General features: G+C 71.9%; 15 protein-coding genes. 2 read left to right on the top strand and 13 right to left on the bottom strand.

Translation table 11 applies throughout. The annotated features are described in order from the left end of the window. Positions 1-34 precede the first annotated feature (34 nt). The 13 genes from ACWD35_RS16780 to ACWD35_RS16720 form a co-directional block, all read right to left on the bottom strand. Positions 35-1,666 carry an FAD-dependent monooxygenase gene (locus tag ACWD35_RS16780; protein ID WP_451351974.1) on the bottom strand — a complete coding sequence of 544 codons (1,632 nt, stop codon included), beginning with the start codon at positions 1,664-1,666 and terminating at the stop codon, positions 35-37. Positions 1,667-1,671: 5 nt separating this feature from the next. Beyond that, positions 1,672-3,213, bottom strand: a complete 1,542-nt coding sequence (locus ACWD35_RS16775; protein ID WP_451351973.1) for a class I adenylate-forming enzyme family protein — start codon at positions 3,211-3,213, stop codon at positions 1,672-1,674. A 5-nt stretch (positions 3,214-3,218) separates the two neighbouring features. After that, positions 3,219-3,476, bottom strand: a complete 258-nt coding sequence (locus ACWD35_RS16770; protein ID WP_451351972.1) for a phosphopantetheine-binding protein — start codon at positions 3,474-3,476, stop codon at positions 3,219-3,221. Between the two features lie 112 nt (positions 3,477-3,588). Then, positions 3,589-5,847, bottom strand: a complete 2,259-nt coding sequence (locus tag ACWD35_RS16765) for an MMPL family transporter (RefSeq protein ID WP_451351971.1) — start codon at positions 5,845-5,847, stop codon at positions 3,589-3,591. Positions 5,848-5,893: 46 nt separating this feature from the next. Then, positions 5,894-6,889 carry a transglutaminase domain-containing protein gene (locus tag ACWD35_RS16760; RefSeq protein WP_451351970.1) on the bottom strand — a complete coding sequence of 332 codons (996 nt, stop codon included), beginning with the start codon at positions 6,887-6,889 and terminating at the stop codon, positions 5,894-5,896. After that, positions 6,886-8,448 (bottom strand): class I adenylate-forming enzyme family protein, encoded by a 1,563-nt coding sequence (locus ACWD35_RS16755; RefSeq protein WP_451351969.1) that lies wholly within the window; start codon positions 8,446-8,448, stop codon positions 6,886-6,888. The genes ACWD35_RS16760 and ACWD35_RS16755 overlap by 4 nt, the downstream gene beginning before the upstream one ends. Then, positions 8,448-8,732 carry a hypothetical protein gene (locus ACWD35_RS16750; protein WP_451351968.1) on the bottom strand — a complete coding sequence of 95 codons (285 nt, stop codon included), beginning with the start codon at positions 8,730-8,732 and terminating at the stop codon, positions 8,448-8,450. The genes ACWD35_RS16755 and ACWD35_RS16750 overlap by 1 nt, the downstream gene beginning before the upstream one ends. A 59-nt stretch (positions 8,733-8,791) precedes the next feature. Further along, positions 8,792-9,937, bottom strand: a complete 1,146-nt coding sequence (locus ACWD35_RS16745; protein ID WP_451351967.1) for an SDR family oxidoreductase — start codon at positions 9,935-9,937, stop codon at positions 8,792-8,794. Positions 9,938-10,088: 151 nt separating this feature from the next. After that, positions 10,089-10,973 (bottom strand): alpha/beta fold hydrolase, encoded by an 885-nt coding sequence (locus tag ACWD35_RS16740; RefSeq protein WP_451351966.1) that lies wholly within the window; start codon positions 10,971-10,973, stop codon positions 10,089-10,091. Positions 10,974-11,213: 240 nt separating this feature from the next. After that, entirely contained in the window at positions 11,214-13,208 is a 1,995-nt protein-coding gene (locus ACWD35_RS16735) for a BTAD domain-containing putative transcriptional regulator (protein WP_451351965.1), read from the bottom strand. Positions 13,209-13,213: 5 nt separating this feature from the next. Beyond that, on the bottom strand, positions 13,214-13,420 hold the full coding sequence (locus ACWD35_RS16730; protein WP_451351964.1) for a hypothetical protein: 207 nt from the start codon (positions 13,418-13,420) through the stop codon (positions 13,214-13,216). Next, positions 13,417-14,301, bottom strand: coding sequence for a helix-turn-helix domain-containing protein (locus ACWD35_RS16725; RefSeq protein WP_451351963.1), 885 nt, complete (start codon positions 14,299-14,301; stop codon positions 13,417-13,419). The genes ACWD35_RS16730 and ACWD35_RS16725 overlap by 4 nt, the downstream gene beginning before the upstream one ends. A 275-nt stretch (positions 14,302-14,576) precedes the next feature. Continuing rightward, a complete protein-coding gene (locus ACWD35_RS16720) occupies positions 14,577-15,947 on the bottom strand; it encodes a class II 3-deoxy-7-phosphoheptulonate synthase (RefSeq protein WP_451351962.1) in 1,371 nt (456 codons plus the stop codon). 632 nt (positions 15,948-16,579) lie between these two features. Between ACWD35_RS16720 and ACWD35_RS16715 the strand changes: the two genes are divergently transcribed. After that, positions 16,580-17,803, top strand: a complete 1,224-nt coding sequence (locus tag ACWD35_RS16715) for a beta-ketoacyl-[acyl-carrier-protein] synthase family protein (protein ID WP_451351961.1) — start codon at positions 16,580-16,582, stop codon at positions 17,801-17,803. A gap of 154 nt (positions 17,804-17,957) precedes the next feature. Further along, entirely contained in the window at positions 17,958-18,710 is a 753-nt protein-coding gene (locus ACWD35_RS16710) for a GntR family transcriptional regulator (protein ID WP_451351960.1), read from the top strand. Positions 18,711-18,796: the final 86 nt, after the last annotated feature.

The raw sequence follows: 18,796 nt of genomic DNA, 5'->3' as shown, positions 1-18,796 counted from the left end.
TGGTCGGAAACACGGGCCAGCGGCGCCGGAACGGTCAGGCGCCGGTGGTCCACACGAAGTCGGCGCGGCCGGAGCGCACATGGGCCCAGCCCTGGCTCAGCTCGGCCGGGCGGCACACGTACGCGGTGCAGGTCCCCGCCGCCGTCAGCCGTTCGGTGAACGCCGATCGGGCCGTGCGGTCGGCGGCCGGCTGCTGCGCACCGGGTGCCACGGCGACGACGTCGAGCGGGACGGACCGGGCGAGCGCGCTGAGGGCGGTGACCGCGCGGGCCACGGGCTCCTCGGCCGGTGCGGGTGCCTCGACGAGCACCCCGAGGGCGGCCTCCGGACGTTCCGCCCGCAGCTTCCGCAGCTGCTCCCCGGCGGCCTGTACGGCCTCGTCGTCGGCGGTCGCCGCGACCAGCAGGGGTCCGCTGTGCCCGGCGGGGGGCCGTGCTCCGGGTGCGAGGAGCAGAGCGTCGCCGGGACCGGCGGGCCGGTCGGACGGCACCACCGCGGGGACCGGGCCCTCGGGCAGAGCGGTCACCCCCTCGCCGATCTTGGCCAGTTGGGGATCGAGCCGCAGCAGGACGTCGGCGGACGACTGCCCGGTGCGGGTGAGCAACCGCAGCATCAGCGTCGCCGGGTCCAGGGCGTGGTGCTCCTCGGGGTGCGTCCACATCCGCATACTGGCCCAGGCGGCCTGCTGCACGGACTCCACGATGGGCCGGCGGGTGGCCTCGTAGGCGGCGAGCGTCGCGTCGAGGTCGTCGCCGTCGGCGTGCTCGGCGAGCCGCCGGGCGAGTTCGACGGCGTCCTCCAGCGCCATGGTGGTGCCCGAGCCGACCGAGAAGTGCGCCGTGTGGACGGCGTCGCCGAGGCCCACCACACGGCCGGTGGACCAGCGGGCGCTGGTGATCTGGGGGAACTCCAGCCAGCGCGAGCCGTTGCCGAGCAGCCGGGCACCGGCGAGCTGCTCGGCGAACACCTCGGCGCAGAACTCCATGGCCTGCTCGTCGTTCCAGCCCGGGGGCCGGGTGTGGCCCTCGATGAACCCCGCCCGCTCCCAGGTTCGTTCGCCGACCTCGACCAGGAATGTCGAACGGTCAGGGCCGTAGGGGTAGACGTGGGCGCCCAGCGGGCCGTGGGGGCTGTCGGCGAACAGGAAGGTCATCGCGTCGAAGGCGCGGTCCACGGCGAACCAGGCGTAGCGGTTGCGGGCCGGGGTGACGCGGGCCTCGAACTCCGTGGCCAGGGCCGTCCGGGTGCGGCTGCCGGCGCCGTCGGCGGCGACCACGAGGTCGTAGCGCCCGGCCAGGTCGGCCGCGTCGACCTCGGTGTTGAAGTGCAGCCGGGCGCCCGCCTGCTCCGCCAGCCCGTTCAGCGCGGTCAGCAGGGCGTGCCGTTCCACCGCGGCGAAGCCGTGGCCCGAGGAGCGCACGCACTCGCCGTCCCGGCGCACCTCCACGTCGTCCCAGCGGGCGCCGCGCTCCAGCAGGGCAGCCACCACGTCGGGAGCGGCACGCCGCAGCCGGGCCAGGCTGAAGCGGGAGAAGACCACGCCGAAGCCGTAGGTGGCACCGGCCGGACTGCGTTCGAAGACGTCGACCTCGTGGCCGCCGAGGCGGCGCAGCAGCAGGGCCAGCATGAGCCCGCCGGGGCCGGCGCCGATGCATGCGACTCTCATGGCGCTCACACTCCCCGGTCCCCGGGAGGCATCGGGGCGGCCCCCGGCATCCCGTCGGCGAAACGCTCCCGCAGCTGGCGGCGGAGGATCTTGCCCGCGGCACTGCGCGGGATCTCGGCGACGAACTCGATACGCGCCGGCCGCTTGTAGCTGGCGAGTTCGCTGGCGCAGGCCTTCAGCAGACCCGCCGCGGACACGTCCTCGCCCTCGGCGACGACGAACGCCACCGGCACCTCGCCCCACTCCTCCGAGGGCGCGCCCACGACGGCCGCGTCGGCGACGCCGCGCTGGGCGCCGAGGACCCGCTCGATCTCGGCGGGGTAGACGTTCTGGCCGCCGCGGATGAGGACGTCGTTGATCCGGTCGACCAGGTAGAGGTAGCCGTCGGCGTCCGCGTAGCCGAGGTCGCCGGTGCGCAGCCAGCCGTCGCGCAGGGTGGACTCGGTGGCCGCGTGGTTGTTCCAGTAGCCGTTCATCATGCCGTCGCCACGGACGCAGATCTCGCCGATCTCCCCGGCCGGCAGCGCCTCGCCGTTCTTGTCCTGGACCTCGATGTGGCAGCCGGGCAGCATCCGGCCGGCCGACCGCAGGCGCAGTTCCCGGGCGGCGGCGTCGGCACCGTGGTCCTCGGCCCCGCCGAAGACGACCGTGGCGATCGGCCCGCCGCCCTCGGTGATGCCATAGATGCCGCGGAACGGGCAGGGGAAGCGGTCCAGGGCCTCGCGCAGCAGCTCCTCCGGCATGGGGGCGCCGCCGAACATGACGTCGACGAGGGTGGACAGGTCGGTGGTGTCGAACGCCTTGGTGCGCAGCGCGAAGCGGACCATGGACGGCACCAGGAAGGCGCGGGTCGCGCCGCGCCCGGCGGCCTCGGCGAGGAACCGCTGCGGGGCGAACTCCCTTTGCAGCACCAGGGTTCCGCCGGCCGCGAGCAGGGCCAGACCGATCACCATGGAGCCGTGGAACAGCGGGCACGGATTGAGCATGACGTCGTCCGCGGTGAACCGGGCCTCGGCGGCCAGCGCCGTGTAGCAGGCCGACACGGAACGGTGGGTGACGGCGACGCCCTTGGCCCGGCCGGTGGTGGCCGAGGTGTGCAGGATCGCGAAGAGGTCGTCCTGCCGCGGCAGCGGCAGCGGCCGTCGCGCGGTGGCGAGCAGTTCCTCGTACGCGGGGCTGTCCAGGGCGATGCGCCAGCTGTCGCCGAACGCGTCGCCGAGCCGGTCGAGGACCCCCTGTTCGGCGATCACGCCGCGCGGCGCGGAGTTGGCGACGACGTGCTCGACCTCCGGAGCCGGGAAGGAGTGGTTGACGGGGCAGACGATCACCCCGGCCTTGCCGGCCGCGATGTACAGCTCCAGTACCTCGACACGGTTGGGCGAGCTGACCACCAGCCGCTCACCGGGCGTGAACCCGCGGTCCAGCAGACCGGCGGCCAACGCATCGGTGCGCTCGTCGAGTTCGCGCCAGGTGAGCGAGATCCGCTCGTCGGCGACGGCTATGGCGTCGGGGCGCTGCCTGGCGTGTCGCCGGACGAAGTGGGCCATCCACATCAGCGGGCCTCGTTCACGGAGTGGGAACGCGCGGTGAGCACCTGGTCGATGCCTTCGATGGTGTGCAGCGCGGTGAGTTCGTCGTCGTCGAGCGGACTGCCGGTGCGCTCCTCGATGGCGAGGGCGAGCCGGATCAGGTCGCCGGAGTTGAGTCCGGCCGTGGTCAGGTCGTCGTCCCTGCCGATGCCGTCAAGGAGTTCGGGCAGGTCAACGAACTCCAGCAGGAGCGCGTGGCCCGGGGTGAGCTGGTCGGACATGGGTGTTCCCCTCGGGTTTCGAATGGGCGTTTCGCTGGTGCGCGGGTTCGGCCGGCGGGGCCCCGGTGGCTGTGAGGCCCCGCCGGCGGAAGGGGTTGTGAAGCCGGCCGCGTCAGCGGTCGACGTCGTTGGGCGTGCGCCCGGCGGGCACGGCGGTGCCCTCGCCGGCGAGCGCGGAGGCCGGGGCGTCCTCGCCCTCGCTCAGGCCGTAGCGCTCGTAGATCCGGGCCAGCGGGCGCGGCGCCCACCAGTTGTAGCGGCCGGCCATCCGCATGAAGGCCGGTACCAGCACGCCCCGGACGAGCGTGGCGTCCATCAGCACGGCCAGGGCGAGACCGAGGCCGAGCAGCTTCATGTACGTGATGCCGGAGACCAGGAAGGAGATGAAGACCAGGGCGATCAGCGCGGCAGCGGCGGTGACCAGGCCGCCGGTGCGCTGCAGGCCCAGGGCGACGGCGCGGGTGTTGTCGCCGGTGCGGTCGTACTCCTCCTTGATGCGCGACAGCAGGAAGACCTCGTAGTCCATGGAGAGGCCGAAAGCCACGCAGAACATCATGATCGGGGTGGTGGCGACGATGCCTCCGGTGACGGTGAAGTCGCCGGTCAGCCACTTGAGGTTGCCGTCCTGGAAGACCCAGACCATGGCGCCGAAGGTGGCGGTGAGGCTGAGCAGGTTGAGCACGAAGGCCTTCACCGGCATCAGCACGCTGCCCGTCATCAGGAACAGCAGCACGAACGTGGAGACGGCGATCAGCAGCAGGCTCCACGGCATGCGGTCGGTCAGCGAGTTCATGGTGTCCTTGAAGGCGGCGGCGGTGCCCGCGACCTTCACATCGAACGGCGCCTTCGCCTCCCGGACATCGTCCACCAGGTGCTGGCCGGCGCTGCTGTAGGAGCCGACCTCCGGGATCACCGACAGCCAGGTGCCCTCGCCCTTGGCGTAGCGCTCGTTGATCGCGCCGGCCGGCGCGATCTGCTTGCCGTCGCTGTAGGAGCCGGTCACCGCGTCGACACGGGCGACGTGGTCGAGCTTCGACAGCTGTTCGGCGTAGGCCGCGACGCGCGCGTCACGGGTGGCGGCGTCGCCGGCGTGCTCGGCGACGACCATGAGCGGTTCCATCTCACGGGCCGAGTAGTCCTCGACCAGGACGGTGCCCACCTGGTGGGCCTCGGCGTCCTTGGGCAGGGTGCGCTCGTCGGCGAGGTTGAGATGGATGTTGAGGAACGGCGAGCCGAGCAGCAGCAGAATCGCGATGACGCCGGTGGCCATCGGCAGCGGACGGCGCATGACCAGGGTGGCGAGCCGGTGCCAGAAGCCGCTCTCGACGTTCTGTTCGGCCTTCTTGCGGTTCCAGGACCACTTGTTGATGCGGGTGCCGATGACGGCGAGCAGCGCGGGCAGCAGCACCAGCGCGGCGAGTACCGCGAAGGCGACGACCGCGATGCCGGCGTAGGCGAAGGAGCGCAGGAAGTACATCGGGAACAGCAGCAGCGCGGACAGCGACAGCGCCACGGTGATCGCCGAGTACAGCACGGTACGTCCGGCGGTGCGCAGGCTGCTGGCTATGGCGTCGTTGACGGCGGCACCCTTGCGCAACTCCTCCCGGTACCTGCTGACCACGAACAAGCTGTAGTCGATGCCGAGGCCGAGGCCCAGGCCGGTGGTGAGGTTCATCGCGAACACCGACACGTCGGTCAGCTCGACCAGCACCCGCAGCACCGCCAGGGCGCCGATGATGGCGACGATACCGACGGCCAGCGGCAGCAGGGCCGCGATCACCCCGCGGAAGATGAAGACCAGCAGGATCAGGGTCAGCGGCAGCACCAGGCTCTCGGCGAGCGCCAGATCCTTCTGGGTCTGCTCGTTCATCTCCCGGTAGGCCTCGGCCCGGCCGCCGAACTTGACCTGGAGGCCCTCGAAGCCGTCCTTGAAGTGCGGGCGCAGCTTGGCCAGGTGGTCGTCGACCTGGTCCTCGTTGCCCTTGAGGTGGGCGAGGAGGAGGACGGAGTCGGACTTCTTGGCGCGCAGCGAGGGCGCCTTGTCCAGCGTCCAGTAGGAGGCGGCCTCCTCGACACCCTCCTCCGCCGCGAGCTTCTTGGTCAGTTCGGCGCCCTTGGCGGCGGTGGCGGGGTCGTCGGGGCCCTTCGGCGTCTTCACCAGCAGGACGAGGTTGGGCTCACCGGTGCCGAAGCGCTCGCCGAGGATCTTGTTCGCCTGCGTCGAAGGCGCGTCGGGCACCTCGTAACCACCGGAGGAGAGCTTGGCGTTGACCGCGCCACCCAGTCCTCCGGCCACGACGCAGAACAGCAGTCCTAACCAGAGCACCAGCTTTCGGCGGCCGGTCGCCAGAGCGGCCAGCTTGTTGAACATACATTTCCTCCATGAAGCCCCGATGGGGGGTGCGTCCGCCCGTTGATCAGGCGGCGGTTCGGGGGGCGGGGAGTTGGCGGCAGTCGACGCGGACATGTCCGCCGGTGGGGCAGTGGTGGTCGGCCAGCGAGTCCTCGACGGACCGGTCCCAGGCCAGGAGCCGGTTGTGCACCGAACCTCGGGTGAAGTCGGCGAACTCGGGGTGGGTGGTCTGATGACGGGAGCCGAGGTAAGCCAGCACCGGGTCCAGGGGCAGCCAGCGGCCCTCCTCGAACACCTCGGTCCAGGCGTGCTCGACCCCGACCAGGCCGAGCAGGAATCCCCGGCGGGTACGGGCCCGCAGTCCCGCTTCCTCGGCCCACTGCTGCATCTGCCAGGCGGCGACGACGCAGTCCACGGTGCGGTGCGCGATCGCGGTGGCGGGGCGGGCCCGGAGTGATTCGGGCACCCAGCCGTACTGGTACTCGCCGGAGACCAACCGGTCGAGCAGGTCGTCGTGGATGCGGCGGACCGCCTCGGTGTGTGGGGTGTCCCGGTGGCCGCGGGTGGTGACCGTGGCCAGCATGGAGCCGGGCTGTCCGTCGCCCCGGGACCATTCGGTCAGCTGCCCCTCGAACAGATCGGGCGAGGGAGCGGCCGGCTCCGCGGTGGCGGTGCAGCCGGGGGCCGAGCAGGTGGCGGTGAGCCGGATCCGGGTGACGCGCTCGGTCAGCCACTGGTCGGGCGTGCCGGCGGCCAGCCGCATGCACTGGCGTTCGCCCAGCTCGGCCAGGGAGCGGCCGGCGCGGGACTGGAGCCCGAGGTTCATCACGTCGTGGTAGTCGTAGCGCAGGCCGTCCGGGGTGTTCTCGGCCGGGAAGCCGGCGCCCACCAGGTGTTCCAGGAGGTCCTCGTCGATGCCGAGCTCGCGGGCCGCGTCCTCGTGGGGGAGTTGGGCGGAGCGGAACGCCTCGGGGACGGCGACGAGACGTTCCACCGCCGGGAGCCAGCTCAGCCAGAGTTCCTCGGCGGTGGTGCCCCGGCGCGACGGAGCCGTGGTCATCGTTCCTCCCCTGCCGACGCCAGCACCGGCAGGTCACCGGCGGCCAGCAGGCGCTTGACCTCCAGCCGCTTGACCTTCCAGGTGGCCGTGTGCGGGATGTCGTCCCACCGGCACTGCACGGGCGGCGCGAGTTCCGGCAGCCCGGCGACCGTGCGCTTCCAGGCGGCGAGGTCCAGTGGGGCGTCGCCGCGGGTGACCACGAGCGGGATCGCGGGGCCCTCGTCCATGGGGATGATCACTGCCTCGGTGAGCTGCGGCAGGCTTTCGAGGATGTCGTCTTCGGCCGCCAGCAGGCTCTCCATACCGCTGCCCCGGTCCACGATCCGGTCGTAGAGGTGCAGACAGCCACGATCGCTCATCAGGCCGTAGTCACCCATGGCCCACCAGCCGTCGACCCGCTGGTCGCTGGCGCCCAGATAGCTGGGGGTGATTCCGGAGGAGCGGGCGAAGATCTGGCCGGGGGTGCCCTTGCGGGCCCGGTTGCCGTCGTCGTCGAGGACCCGGATCCTGGTTTGCCCGGGGAGGGGCCGGCCCACGCAACGACCGTCCTCGCAACGGCTCTTCAGCCGGTGCGACTTGACGGTCACCGGTCCGGTCTCGGTCTGGCCGTACGCCTGGAGGTAGCGGGCGTCCGGCCGGGCCGCGGTCAGCAGGGTGCGGATGGTGCGGGGGTGGGCGGCGTCGAAGGAGCTGACGAACAGCCGTACCTGTGCGAGTAGTTCGGGCTGCTGCTCGGCCACCTCCTCCCAGCGGATGAAGGCGTTCGGCACGGTCTCCACGACGCCAGGCCGTACCGCGGCGAGCAGCTCGGCCGCGTTCTGCGGTGCCGGGTCGGTGAGGAAGCCGAGCGGGAGACCGAGCGCGAGGACGGCCAGCATCCCGGACATGCAGCGGGCGTGCACCGGCGACATGCACATCAGGTACGGGTCGCGCACGCGCAGGGCCCGGCCGATCAAGACCTGCGGGCGGGCGTGGCCGGCGAAGCTGTGCACGGAGTGCAGCACCAGCTTGGGCACCCCCGTGGTGCCCGAACTGTGGGTGACCAGCGAAGGGGTGTCCTCGCGCGGCACCTCGGCGGCCGGGACCGCACTGCGCTCCGCGTCGAGCAGGGAGGACCCGTGCTCGCCGCGCGGGCCGACGTACCAGCGCGGGATGCCGGTGTCGACACTGTCCAGCACTCCGGCCGCCTCCGTCACGGCGTCGGTGAGGACGGCCGCCGGGGCGGCCCGCTCCGTCATGACGCCGAGCGGCTGGCTGCCGACGGCCGAGTGGACCAGCACCGGTACGGCGCCGATGCGGGCGCAGGCGAAGGCCAGCAGGGTGATGTCGAAGTTGGGCTGCTTGACGATCATGATGCGTTGGCCCGCCGTGACGCCCGCCCCGGCGAGCAGGGCGGCGGCCTGCTCGACCAGGTCCGCGAAGGTGGCGTAGTCGAACGCCCGGCCCGCGTCCGGGAAAAGGTCGAGGGCCCGGTCGAGGCGGATGGGCACCGAGCCGTGGCGGCGGGCGGCCTCGGCGGGTGCGGTGGCCAGCGCGAGCCGGCGGTTCACGCGGGCCATCACACGCCTTCCGTGGCCGCGCCGGCCCGGCGGCCGAGGTGGTCGACGATGTGGGCCAGCAGCCCGTCGTAGGACGAGAACGCCTCCGTCGGCTCGTCCAGGTCCCAGGCGAGGCCGAAGCCGTCCTCGATGTCGGCGAGCAGGCGTATGAAGTCCGCCGAGGTGAGCCCCAGGTTCCACAGCGACGCCGCACGGGCCGCGGGGTCGTCCAGCGGCAGCGGAGCGCCGACCGCGTTCTCCAGCAGGCCGCGCAGCTGCTCCGCGACCGTCGTGCTGTCGTACATGTCTCCTCCAGTGACGGCCCGCGGTGGAACGCAGGCTCGGGGTCTTGTGACGGGCCGGATCAGACGGCGACCGGGTGGACGACCCGCTCGGAGCCGCTGTTCTCCTCGAAGCCGCGCAGGGTGCGCAGGTAGTAGAGGAGGTACTCGGCCACCTCGTCCTTTCCGAGGGGCGCATAGGACGCGTCGTCGCCGCAGACGGCGGCGGTGTGGGAGAGGTCGAAGCGCTTGTCGTAGCGCAGGTAGGAGCGGTAGAAGTCCATGCCGCTGTCGAGGGCCTCGTCGATCGCCGTGAAGCTGTCGCGGTCGTCCACCCACAGCGGTTCGCGCAGGCCGATCAGCTCGAAGACCTTCGTGACCAGATCGTGGACCGTTACTCCCCCGGAGTTGCCGAGGTGGAAGTAGGTCTCCGGCGAGTCGGACAGGGCGATGGCGACCGCGTTGCGGGCGACGATGTCGACCGGGACGAGGTTGACGAGGGTGTCGGGGTCGGCCAGCAGCCGGACCCGGGCGTGCGACAGGTAGGTGCCGAACTTGCGGGTGGCGGTCTTCTTGAAGATCAGCACCTGGCGGGAGAAGCCGTACAGGCCCGACCAGTTCAGTCCGTGCCGGTTGGCGCTGTGGCCGATGACGACGGTGGGCCGCATGATGCGCACCCGCATGTGCTCGGCGGCCTCCGCGACGAGTGCCTCGCCCTGCATCTTGGTCTGCTCGTAGCAGTTGTTGGCCAGCGACTGGTCCGTCACCGGACCCTCGGCGATCCGGCCGGTGCTCGAGCCGGCGACGTAGGCGGTGCTGACGTGGTTGAAGGTGCCGGCGCCCAGCTTGCGGGCCAGGCCGAGGACGTTGGCGGTGCCCTGGACGTTCTGCTCCTCGATCTCGGTGCGGTACTCCTCCTCGTAGCGCAGCGAGGCGGCGCAGTGCCAGACCTCGTCGACGGACGGCAGCGTGGTGAGGTCGACGCCGCAGCCGTCGACGGTCATGTCGCCGTGCACGGCCTTGGTCCGGCGCAGGATCTCCGGGCGCAGGTCGGACCGGCCGTAGCCGTCCGCCATGCCCGTGAGCACGTCGTGCAGGCGCGACGTCGCCTCCGCGTCGTCCTTGCCGCGGACCAGTGCGATGACGGGCTCGTCGGTCTTGTCGAGCAGTTCCAGGACGATGGCACCGCCGACGAAGCCCGTGGCCCCGGTCAACAGACGTGTTCTCATGGGTGATTCTCTCCAGCGTCGGGATGTGATGTGCGTCGGTCGGGTGCTGCTGTGACGCAGCGGGATGCGATATGACGGGCGGGCGGTGCGGGGGAACCGGGCGGGTCCGGGATCGCCGGACCCGGGTCTCGCCCCGTGCTGCCCGCCCCTGCTAGGCGGCGCCGCCGACCGTGGCGGCGCGTCGCGCCTCCAGCTCGTGCACGAACTCGGAGACGCCCTTCTGGAAGCCCTGCGGGTCGTCGAAGAACGGCACGTGGCCGGCGTGCTTGAGGGTGATCGCCCGGCTGTCCGGGATCCGCGCGAGGGCGTCCTCGGTGACGGACTCGCTCCAGGCGAAGTCGCCGTCGCCGTTGATGATCAGCGTGGGGGCGGTGATGCGGCCGAGCGCCTCGGGGTCGTCCTCGATGTCCAGGGAGGCCATCAGGTTCTCCCGGATGGAGCTGACGGAGAGCAGGCTCAGGAAGTTGTCCTTCAGCGCCAGGTAGGCGGCGGTGCCACCCTGGTGGATCATCTGGTCCGGGAAGACCAGCGGGTAGAGGTGGTTGAACAGCTGCTGGGTGCCGCCGGATTCGAGGCTGGCCAGCCAGGAGCGGCTGATCAGCTTGCGGCGCAGGGAGCCGTTGGGCGAGAACGCCGGGCCCATCAGCACCAGACCGGCCACCCGCTCCGGGTACTTCAGGGCGAACTCACGGGCGATGAGCGTCGAGATCGACGAGCCGACGAGGTAGGTCTGCTCGATGCCCAGGTGGTCCAGCAGCGCGCGCAGGTCCTCGACGTGGTCCATGAACGAGACCGGCTCCGGGCCGGGGTTGGAGGCCCCCTGGTTGCGCAGGTCGTAGTGAACGAGCCGGAAGTCGTCGGCCAGCGCGGTGGTGAAGTTCCGCCAGATCGGGCTGACGATGTAGAAGTTGTTCAGCAGGGTCACCGCCGGGCCCTCTCCGCTGTCCTCGTAGTACAGCTCGCCGCCGCCGGGCAGAGCGAGCGCCGAGTGGTTGAGGTAGCGGACGTCGAGCTGGCCGAACTGCTGGTCCGTCATGGGGTCTCCTTGGCTGTTTCGTTCGGTCGTGCGACGGGAAGCGATCCGGGCGGGCAGCCGTCGCCGGTGTCCAGACTCGGCCAGCCCGTTCAACACCCGCGCAAGGAGCGTCCAAGGGTGGGAAAGAGGGCTGGTCAGGGCGGGTTTACAGAGAGGTCGGCGGGTGGCTCGTCCGGGCCCGGCCAAGAAAGGCGTACGCCCCCACCCGTCACGGGCAGGGGCGTACGCCGGGTGCCGGAATTACAACGCGCCGGCCGGCCGCACCGGGTACAGGGCCGGCCGCACCGGGCGGTCGCAGTCCGCCGGGGGCGGATCCGGGTACGTCCGGTCGGCCAACGGCACCACCCGCGCGCCCTCCACCGCGTGCGCGAGGACACCGAAGCGGATCAGCTCCGGAACCCGGAAAGTGGCCGCGTTGCCCGGCGGACCGCCGGCCAGGACCAGGACGTGCCGGTCCAGCAGCCGGCCCACGACCGACTGGGCGCTCCAGGTGTCGAGTTCCAGTACCTGCTTGACCTGTTCCGTGCCGAAGGGGCCGGGGCCCGCCGTGGCGAGCAGGAACACCGACCTGCGCAGCCAGGGCGCGAGCCGGGCCAGGGCACTGTCCGCCCGCGCCAGCGCGGCGCAGGCCTCGTCCTGAAGCTCGGCGACCAGCCGGTCGTCGTCGAGCAGGCCGGCGGCCAGGTCCGCGAGCGTCCACATGGGACGGGCCGCGTACATCTCGCCGACGGCACGCAGCATGAACGGATGGTTTCCCATGCGGGCGACTATGTGTTCGAGCGCCATGCGGTCCCCGGCGATGCGCTCCTCGCCGACCAGCCGGCCGAAGAACGAGGCCGCGTCCTCGGCGCCGAGCGGCCCGAGGGCCAGGCGCCGGGCGCCCGGCAGCCCGGACAGCCGGACCCGCGAGGTCACCAGGGTCAGGCAGGCGGCGCCGCCAGGCAGCAGCGGGAGCACCTGGTCGGTGCCGGCGGCGTCGTCGAGCAGCACGAGCAGGGACCGTTCCCGGGCGGCGGCCCGGAAGAGCGCGGCGAGCCCCTCGGTGTCCTCGGGCTGCCGTGGCCGGCCGATGCCGAGTCCGTCGAGCAGGGACCGCAGGACGGTCTCGGGAGTGCGCGGCCGGTCGGATCCGTCGTGCAGGGACGCGTACAGCAGCCCATCGGGGAACCGTCCGGCCAGCGCGCGGGCCGCCCGCACGGCGAGCGCGGTCTTGCCGACGCCCGCCGGCCCGAGCAGCGTGATCACCTGGGGACCGGGCGCGTCGAAGCGCTCGGCGATCTGCCTCAGTTCCTCCTCCCGGCCCACGAAGTCCCCAGTTTCCAAGGGGAGTTGGTCCACCGCGGGGAGGGAGGGCGCGGGCGGCGGTGCCGTGCGCGCCGTACGCCGTACCGCCGTCTGCTCCGGCGCCGCGGCCGACGGCAGCACCTCGCGCAGGACGTCCTGCTGGAGCTTGCGAAGCCGTTCGGACGGCTCGATGCCCAGCTCGTCCACCAACCGCTGCCGCAGCCGCAGATACGCGTCGAGGGCCGTACTGCGCTGCCCGGACCGGTTCGCGGCGATCATCAGCTGCGCGGTGAACCGCTCGTCGAGCGGATGATCCACCGTGAGCCGGCGCAGCTCCGCCACCAGCGCCTGGTGACGGCCGAGTTGCAGATCCGCCTCGATGCGCAGCTCCAGCGCGCCGAGCCGGGCCTCGCCGATCTGCGCGATCCGCGCGGTCAGCAGCGGACCGGCCTCCAGTCCGGCGAACGGCTCTCCGCGCCACAGCGTGAGCCCTTCGCGCAGCAGCTGGGCGGCGTCCTCGGGCGCGCCGGACGAGAGCGCAGTGCGGGCGCGGGCCACGCGCTGCTCGAACTCCCAGAGGTCCAGCTCCCCCGGACGTGCCGTCAGCCGGTAGCCGCCGGGTCCGGTCTCCAGGCGTTCCTGGGAGCCGGTCGTGCTGCCCTTGAGGACCTGACGCAGCTGGTAGATGTACGTCTGCACGGTCTTGCGGGCGAGCCGGGGCGGTTCCCCGTCCCACAGATCCTCGACGAGGGTCTGGGTGGACACCAGGCGGTTGGCGTCAAGTAGCAGTACGGCCATGGCCCGCCGCGCCATCGGCGCCGTGAGAGTGCGTTGCTCGCCCCCCACGTGGACCTCCAGGGGGCCGAGCACCTTGATACGCAGGCCCTGCGTGTCCCCGGCGGCTTCGCGGGCCGCGGGGGACGCGGGGGCCGCCGTCAGGCCGCTGCTCATGGGCCTCATGGTGACCTCCTCCGGCTCGGGGCCGAGGCCCGGTCCGGTACGGTCCCGCTCGCCGCCGCCCTGTGGTGCGTTACCGGTGCGGCGGGCAGCAGCCGGCCGGGGGAGGACACCTCCGGCGGCAGTCCGCCGGGCACGAGCAGGCCGAGGAAGTGTTCGACCGCTCCGTAGCGCGCCGTCTCGGCGGCGTTCGTACCCGCGGTCATGAACGGGCTCCGCAGCGCTCGGCGGATTCGGTGTGGAGACGGTGGTCCGCGGCGCGCCGCTCTTTGCGGAACTCGCTGGGAGTGACGCCGTAACGGCTGCGGAAGAGACGGCTGAAGTGGGACGCCCCGTACAGGCCGGCCCGTTCGCCGATCAGGGCGACGGGCAGGTGGTCGAGGGAGGGGTCGGCCAGTTCCGACCGACAGCGTGCCAGCCGCTCGTCGCGTATCCAGCGGGCCGGGCTGACGCCGTATTCCTGGAAGATCTTCTGTAGGTAGCGCAGGGAGATGTTGTGCCGGCGGGCGATCTCCACGGGACTCAGGCCGGGCTCCGCTAACCGCTTGCGCGCATGAGCCTGGATCCGCAGCATCAGAGCCTGGCGGGCGGCCTCGCCGTCCGTGGCGACCTCGCGCATCCGCTCGACGAAGAGCACCGCGGTCAGGCCGGCGACGCTGCCCCCGAGCAGATCGACGGCCGTTTCCACTTCCTCGCCGTGCCGGTCCAGGCCCTCGAGTAAGCTGCTCAGCAGGGCCGCAGCCCCCTGGTCGCCGCTCCAGGCGAGGGCGGTCAGCTGCCGGGTGTCGGCGGCGGTGAGGCCGACTAGCGAGTGCGGCACCATGACGTCGACCATGCGGAACTTCTCCGGCATGATCACCTTGAATGGGCGCCCGGTGTCGAAGCAGATGAGCTGCGGCGGGCGCACCGCAGCGTGGCGGCCGTCCTGGAACACCCATACCTCGCCGTCGAGCGGCCGGCACATGCGCAACCGGGGCTGCTCCCCGTCGTCTATCTGTCGACCGGACCGGACGAGCTCCCTGGGACCCCCCTGGACCAGCGAGACGGTCACCTCGCCGAAGCGGTGGCGCACCGCCGTCCCGTCCATTTCTTCATCGTGACTCTTGACGATCTGCACTCCGCCGCCCCCGGCGGGCGGATCGATTGTGCATGTGCGCGCCTGGCGCGGTTTCACACCGCTGACACTGTGCACGACTTACCCCCTGTTTGGCTCGAGCTTTCGATCAAGCCGTAACAGAGAAACATACCGGCATAGTGGTTTGCTACTTCGATCAAGAGTTCGGGCGCGCCGCGCGCGGGAAGGGTGGCGAGTTCCGGCCGCACCTCCCGCGCGCCGGTTCGTGCGTCGGGCGGGAGGAGGGCTCAGGCGGCCTCGGCCATCGGCAGGCGGATACCGGCAGGCACGGCGCGGTCCCCGTACAACTCCGCGACCTGGAAGGCGAGATCGAGCGCCTGGTAGCGGTTGAGCCGTGGGTCGCAGGCCGTCTGGTAGCGCCGGTGCAGGTCGGTGAGACTGATCGGGTCCCCGCCTCCGACGCATTCGGTCACGTCGTCGCCGGTCAGCTCGATGTGGATGCCGCCCGGGTGGGTGCCCAGTGCGCGGTGCACCTCGAAGAAGCCCGTCACCTCGTCGAGCACGTCGTCGAAGCGGCGCGTCTTGTGTCCGCTGGCCGCCTCGAAGGTGTTGCCGTGCATCGGGTCGCAGATCCAGGCGATCGGTGCGTCCGCGGAGCCGGCCGCCTCGACGAGTTCGGGCAGGACGTCGCGGACCTGGTCGCGGCCCATCCGGGTGATGAACGACAGACGTCCCGGCTCCCGTTCGGGGTCCAGCCTGTCGATGAGCGCGAGCACCTCGGCCCGGGTGACCGTCGGTCCCAGCTTGACGGCTACGGGGTTGCGCACGCTCGCGGCGAACTCCACGTGTGCGCCGTCGAGTTGGCGAGTCCGCTCACCGATCCAGATGAAGTGCCCCGAAGCGTCGTAGCGCCGGCCGGTGCGGGAGTCGGTCCGGGTCAGGGCCTGCTCGTAGTCGAGCAGGAGGGCCTCGTGGCTGGAGTAGAACTCCGCCAGGTGGAGCTCGCTGGGGTCGGCGCCGCAGGCGGCGAGGAAGGCCAGCGTGCGGTCGATGTGCCGGGCGAGGTCCTCGTAGCGCGCGCCGATGGGAGAATTGGCGACGAAGTCCCGGTTCCACTCGTGTACTTGGCGCAGATCGGCGTACCCGCCGGTGACGTAGGCGCGGATGAGGTTCAGGGTGGCGGCGGAGGCGTGGTACATCCGTTTGAGGCGCTCCGGATCCGGCCGGCGGGCCTCGGCCGTGAACTCCAGGCCGTTGACCGCGTCGCCCCGGTAGGCGGGCAGGGTGACCCCGCCGCGCACCTCGACCGGGCGGGAACGCGGCTTGGAGTACTGGCCGGCGATTCTGCCGATCTTCACCACCGGGACGGAGGAGGCATAGGTGAGGACGGCGGCCATCTGGAGCAGCGTCTTGACCTTGTCCCGCACCTGATCGGCGCTGATCCCGTCGAAGGTCTCGGCACAGTCGCCGCCCTGGAGCAGGAACGCCTCGCCCCTGGCCACCCGGGCGATGCGGCCCCGCAGTTGGTCGCACTCGCCGGCGAACACCAGCGGCGGGCAGGTCGCGAGTTCACCGAGGACGTCCCGGAGGGCGTCCGGGTCGGGCCAGTCGGGCTGCTGGGCGGCCGGAAGCAGGCGCCAGGTGTCCACATCCGTCATGCGTTGATCGGCATTCATGTCGGGCTGAGCCTCACTCTTGTCCGGGAAGGGCTGGTTCGGCGATCGGTGCCGTGCGGGTTCGCGGACCACGAGTCCGCGATCCGCGGGTACGGAGCGGCCCTCTCACCGTCGCTGGCGCCCGCCTCGCCGGGGGATGTGCGAGGGGGAGCGGTCGGCAGGAGGGCCGCGGCCAGAGGAGCGTGTGGACGCGGGCAGAGCGGTGTCACGCACGGGTCACGGCCCTCATGCCCGGCCGCTGTCCCGCCGTCCGGACCGTGTACAGCCCTGGACTCACCGCGATGACGGCGACTCTACGGACGCCCCTGCGGACCCGGTTGCCGCGCCGCGCACCGACCCTTGCCGAATCACGCGCGACCGCCGTTCGTCCGGAACCTCCGCTTCGGCACCCGCGGAACCCGCCCAACTCCCCTGGGACCGCAGGCCGCAGGTCCGCGCGCGACAACAGTGGTGCCGGCAAAAGGGCGTTGGCCGGACCGGTCGGTCGGCCCGTTCCTGCCACTTTCACGCAGAATCTCTTGCCCGTTCGCGTCCGGCGGCCGTCCCCGTCACGCCGCCGGGCGAAGGTGAGGGACGTATGGACACAGGGTCCCGCCGGAACCGAGGAGACATGAATGGCCCTGCACGGTGACGACGTACTGGTGACAGGTGTGGGTGCGGTGACGCCACTGGGAGCAACCGCCGCCGCGTCCTGGGACGGGCTGCTGGCCGGACGGTCGGGCGTCCGCGCGCTCGACGGCGACTGGCCCGCGGATCTGCCGGTGCGCATCGCCGGTACCGTGGAGTCCGACCCGGCCGAGGCCATCGGCCGCGTGCAGGCCCGCAAGCTGGACCGGGGCGAGCAACTGGCCGTGGTCGCCGCCCGCGAGGCATGGCTGGACGCGGGCCGCCCCGCGGTCGAACCGGAGCGGCTGGCCGTCGCGGTCGGCACCGGCATCGGCGGCGTGCGCAGCGCCCTGGGCCAGGACGACCTCTACGAGAGTTCGGGCATGCGGCGCCTGTCACCCTTCGCGGTGCCGATGCTGATGCCCAACGGACCGGCCGCGTGGGTCTCCATGGAACTGGGTGCCCGGGCCGGAGCCCGCACCCCGGTCAGCGCCTGTGCCTCCGGTGCGGAGTCCATCGCGCTGGGGCTGGACCTGATCCGGGCGGGCCGTGCGGACGTGGTGGTCGCCGGAGGCACCGAGGCCTGTGTGCACCCGTTCATTGTCGCGGCGTTCGCGCAGATGAAGGCGTTGTCCGTGCAGGACGGCGACCCGGCGGCCGTGTCCCGGCCGTTCGACGCGGCACGGTCCGGATTCGTGATCGCCGAGGGCGCCGCCCTGGTGGTGCTGGAACGCGCGGAGTTCGCCCGGGCGCGCGGGGCACGCGTCTACGGTGCGGTGGCGGGCGCGGCCGTGCACTCCAGCGCGCATCACATCACCGCGTCCGACGCGGAGGGCCAGGTGCAGGCGATGAGGACGGCACTGGCCGACGCGGGCCTGACAGCACGGGACATCGGACACGTCCAGGCACACGCCACCTCCACCCCGAGCGGCGACCTCGCGGAGGCCGAAGCGCTGACGAAGGTCGTCGGCGAGGAGGCGGCGGTGACGGCTATCAAGTCCATGACAGGTCACATGCTGGGCGCGTCCGGCGCGTTCGGCGCCGTCTCGGCGCTGCTGTCCCTGCACCACGGGGTCGTACCGGCGGTGCGCAACCTCCAGGAGCCGGATCCGGGGATCCGCCTGGACGTGGTGCGGGGCGAAAACCGCACCGGGCGGTGGGACGCGGCCCTCGCGAACTCCTTCGGCTTCGGCGGCCACAACGTGAGCCTGGTCATGACGCACGCCGCCTGAGGTGTGATCGCGGCTGTAGCGGGGAGAAAGTGCCTGGGTAAAGCCCGTCCCGGCCTCATGTCATCACATCGAGTGAATCTCTGGCCTTTACTTGCACGCCACAACCCACGGTTGCCAGTCTGTTGCTGTCTGTACAACCTGATGGGAGCGGCCAGTGACTTTCGGTGAGCAGCCGGCCTACCTGCGTGTCGCGGGTGATCTCCGCAAGAAGATCGTCGACGGTTCGCTGCCGCCCCACACCCGCCTGCCCTCCCAGGCCCGCATCCGCGAGGAGTACGGCGTCTCGGACACGGTCGCGCTGGAAGCCCGCAAGGTGCTGATGGCCGAGGGGCTGGTCGAGGGCCGCTCCGGCTCGGGGACGTACGTGCGCGAGCGGCCCGTGCCCCGGCGGGTCGCCCGCTCCGGGTTCCGCCCGTCCGGGGGAGCCACGCCCTTCCGGCAGGAGCAGGCCGACGCTTCGGCGCGCGGCACCTGGGAGTCCAGCAGCGAGCAGGCCGAGGCCGGCGCCGTCATCGCCGAGCGGCTCGCGATCCAGCCCGGCGACCGGGTCATGCGCACCAAGTACCTGTTCCGGGAGTCCGGCGAGCCGATGATGCTCTCCACCTCCTGGGAGCCTCTCGCCCTCACCGGCCGCACGCCCGTGATGCTGCCCGAGGAGGGCCCGCTCGGCGGCATGGGCGTGGTCGAGCGCATGCGCGCCATCGACGTCATCGTGGACAACGTCACCGAGGAGGTCGGCGCCCGCCCCGGCCTCGCCGAGGAGCTGCACCTCCTGGGCGGCGTCCCGGGCCATGTGGTCGTCGTCGTCCAGCGCACGTACTACGCCTCGGGCCGAGCGGTGGAGACCGCCGACGTCGTGATCCCGGCCGACCGCTACCGCGTCGCGTACCACCTGCCCGTGAAGTAGCGCACGCCATCGTGAGGTAGCGCACACCTGTACGGCGCGTACACCGGCCGTGCGGCCGTCCGGCCGGTCCCGTCCGCCGTTGCAAT

It is taken from the genome of Streptomyces sp. NPDC002671, assembly GCF_053592475.1.
This window is presented reverse-complemented; position numbering and strand designations above follow the sequence as displayed.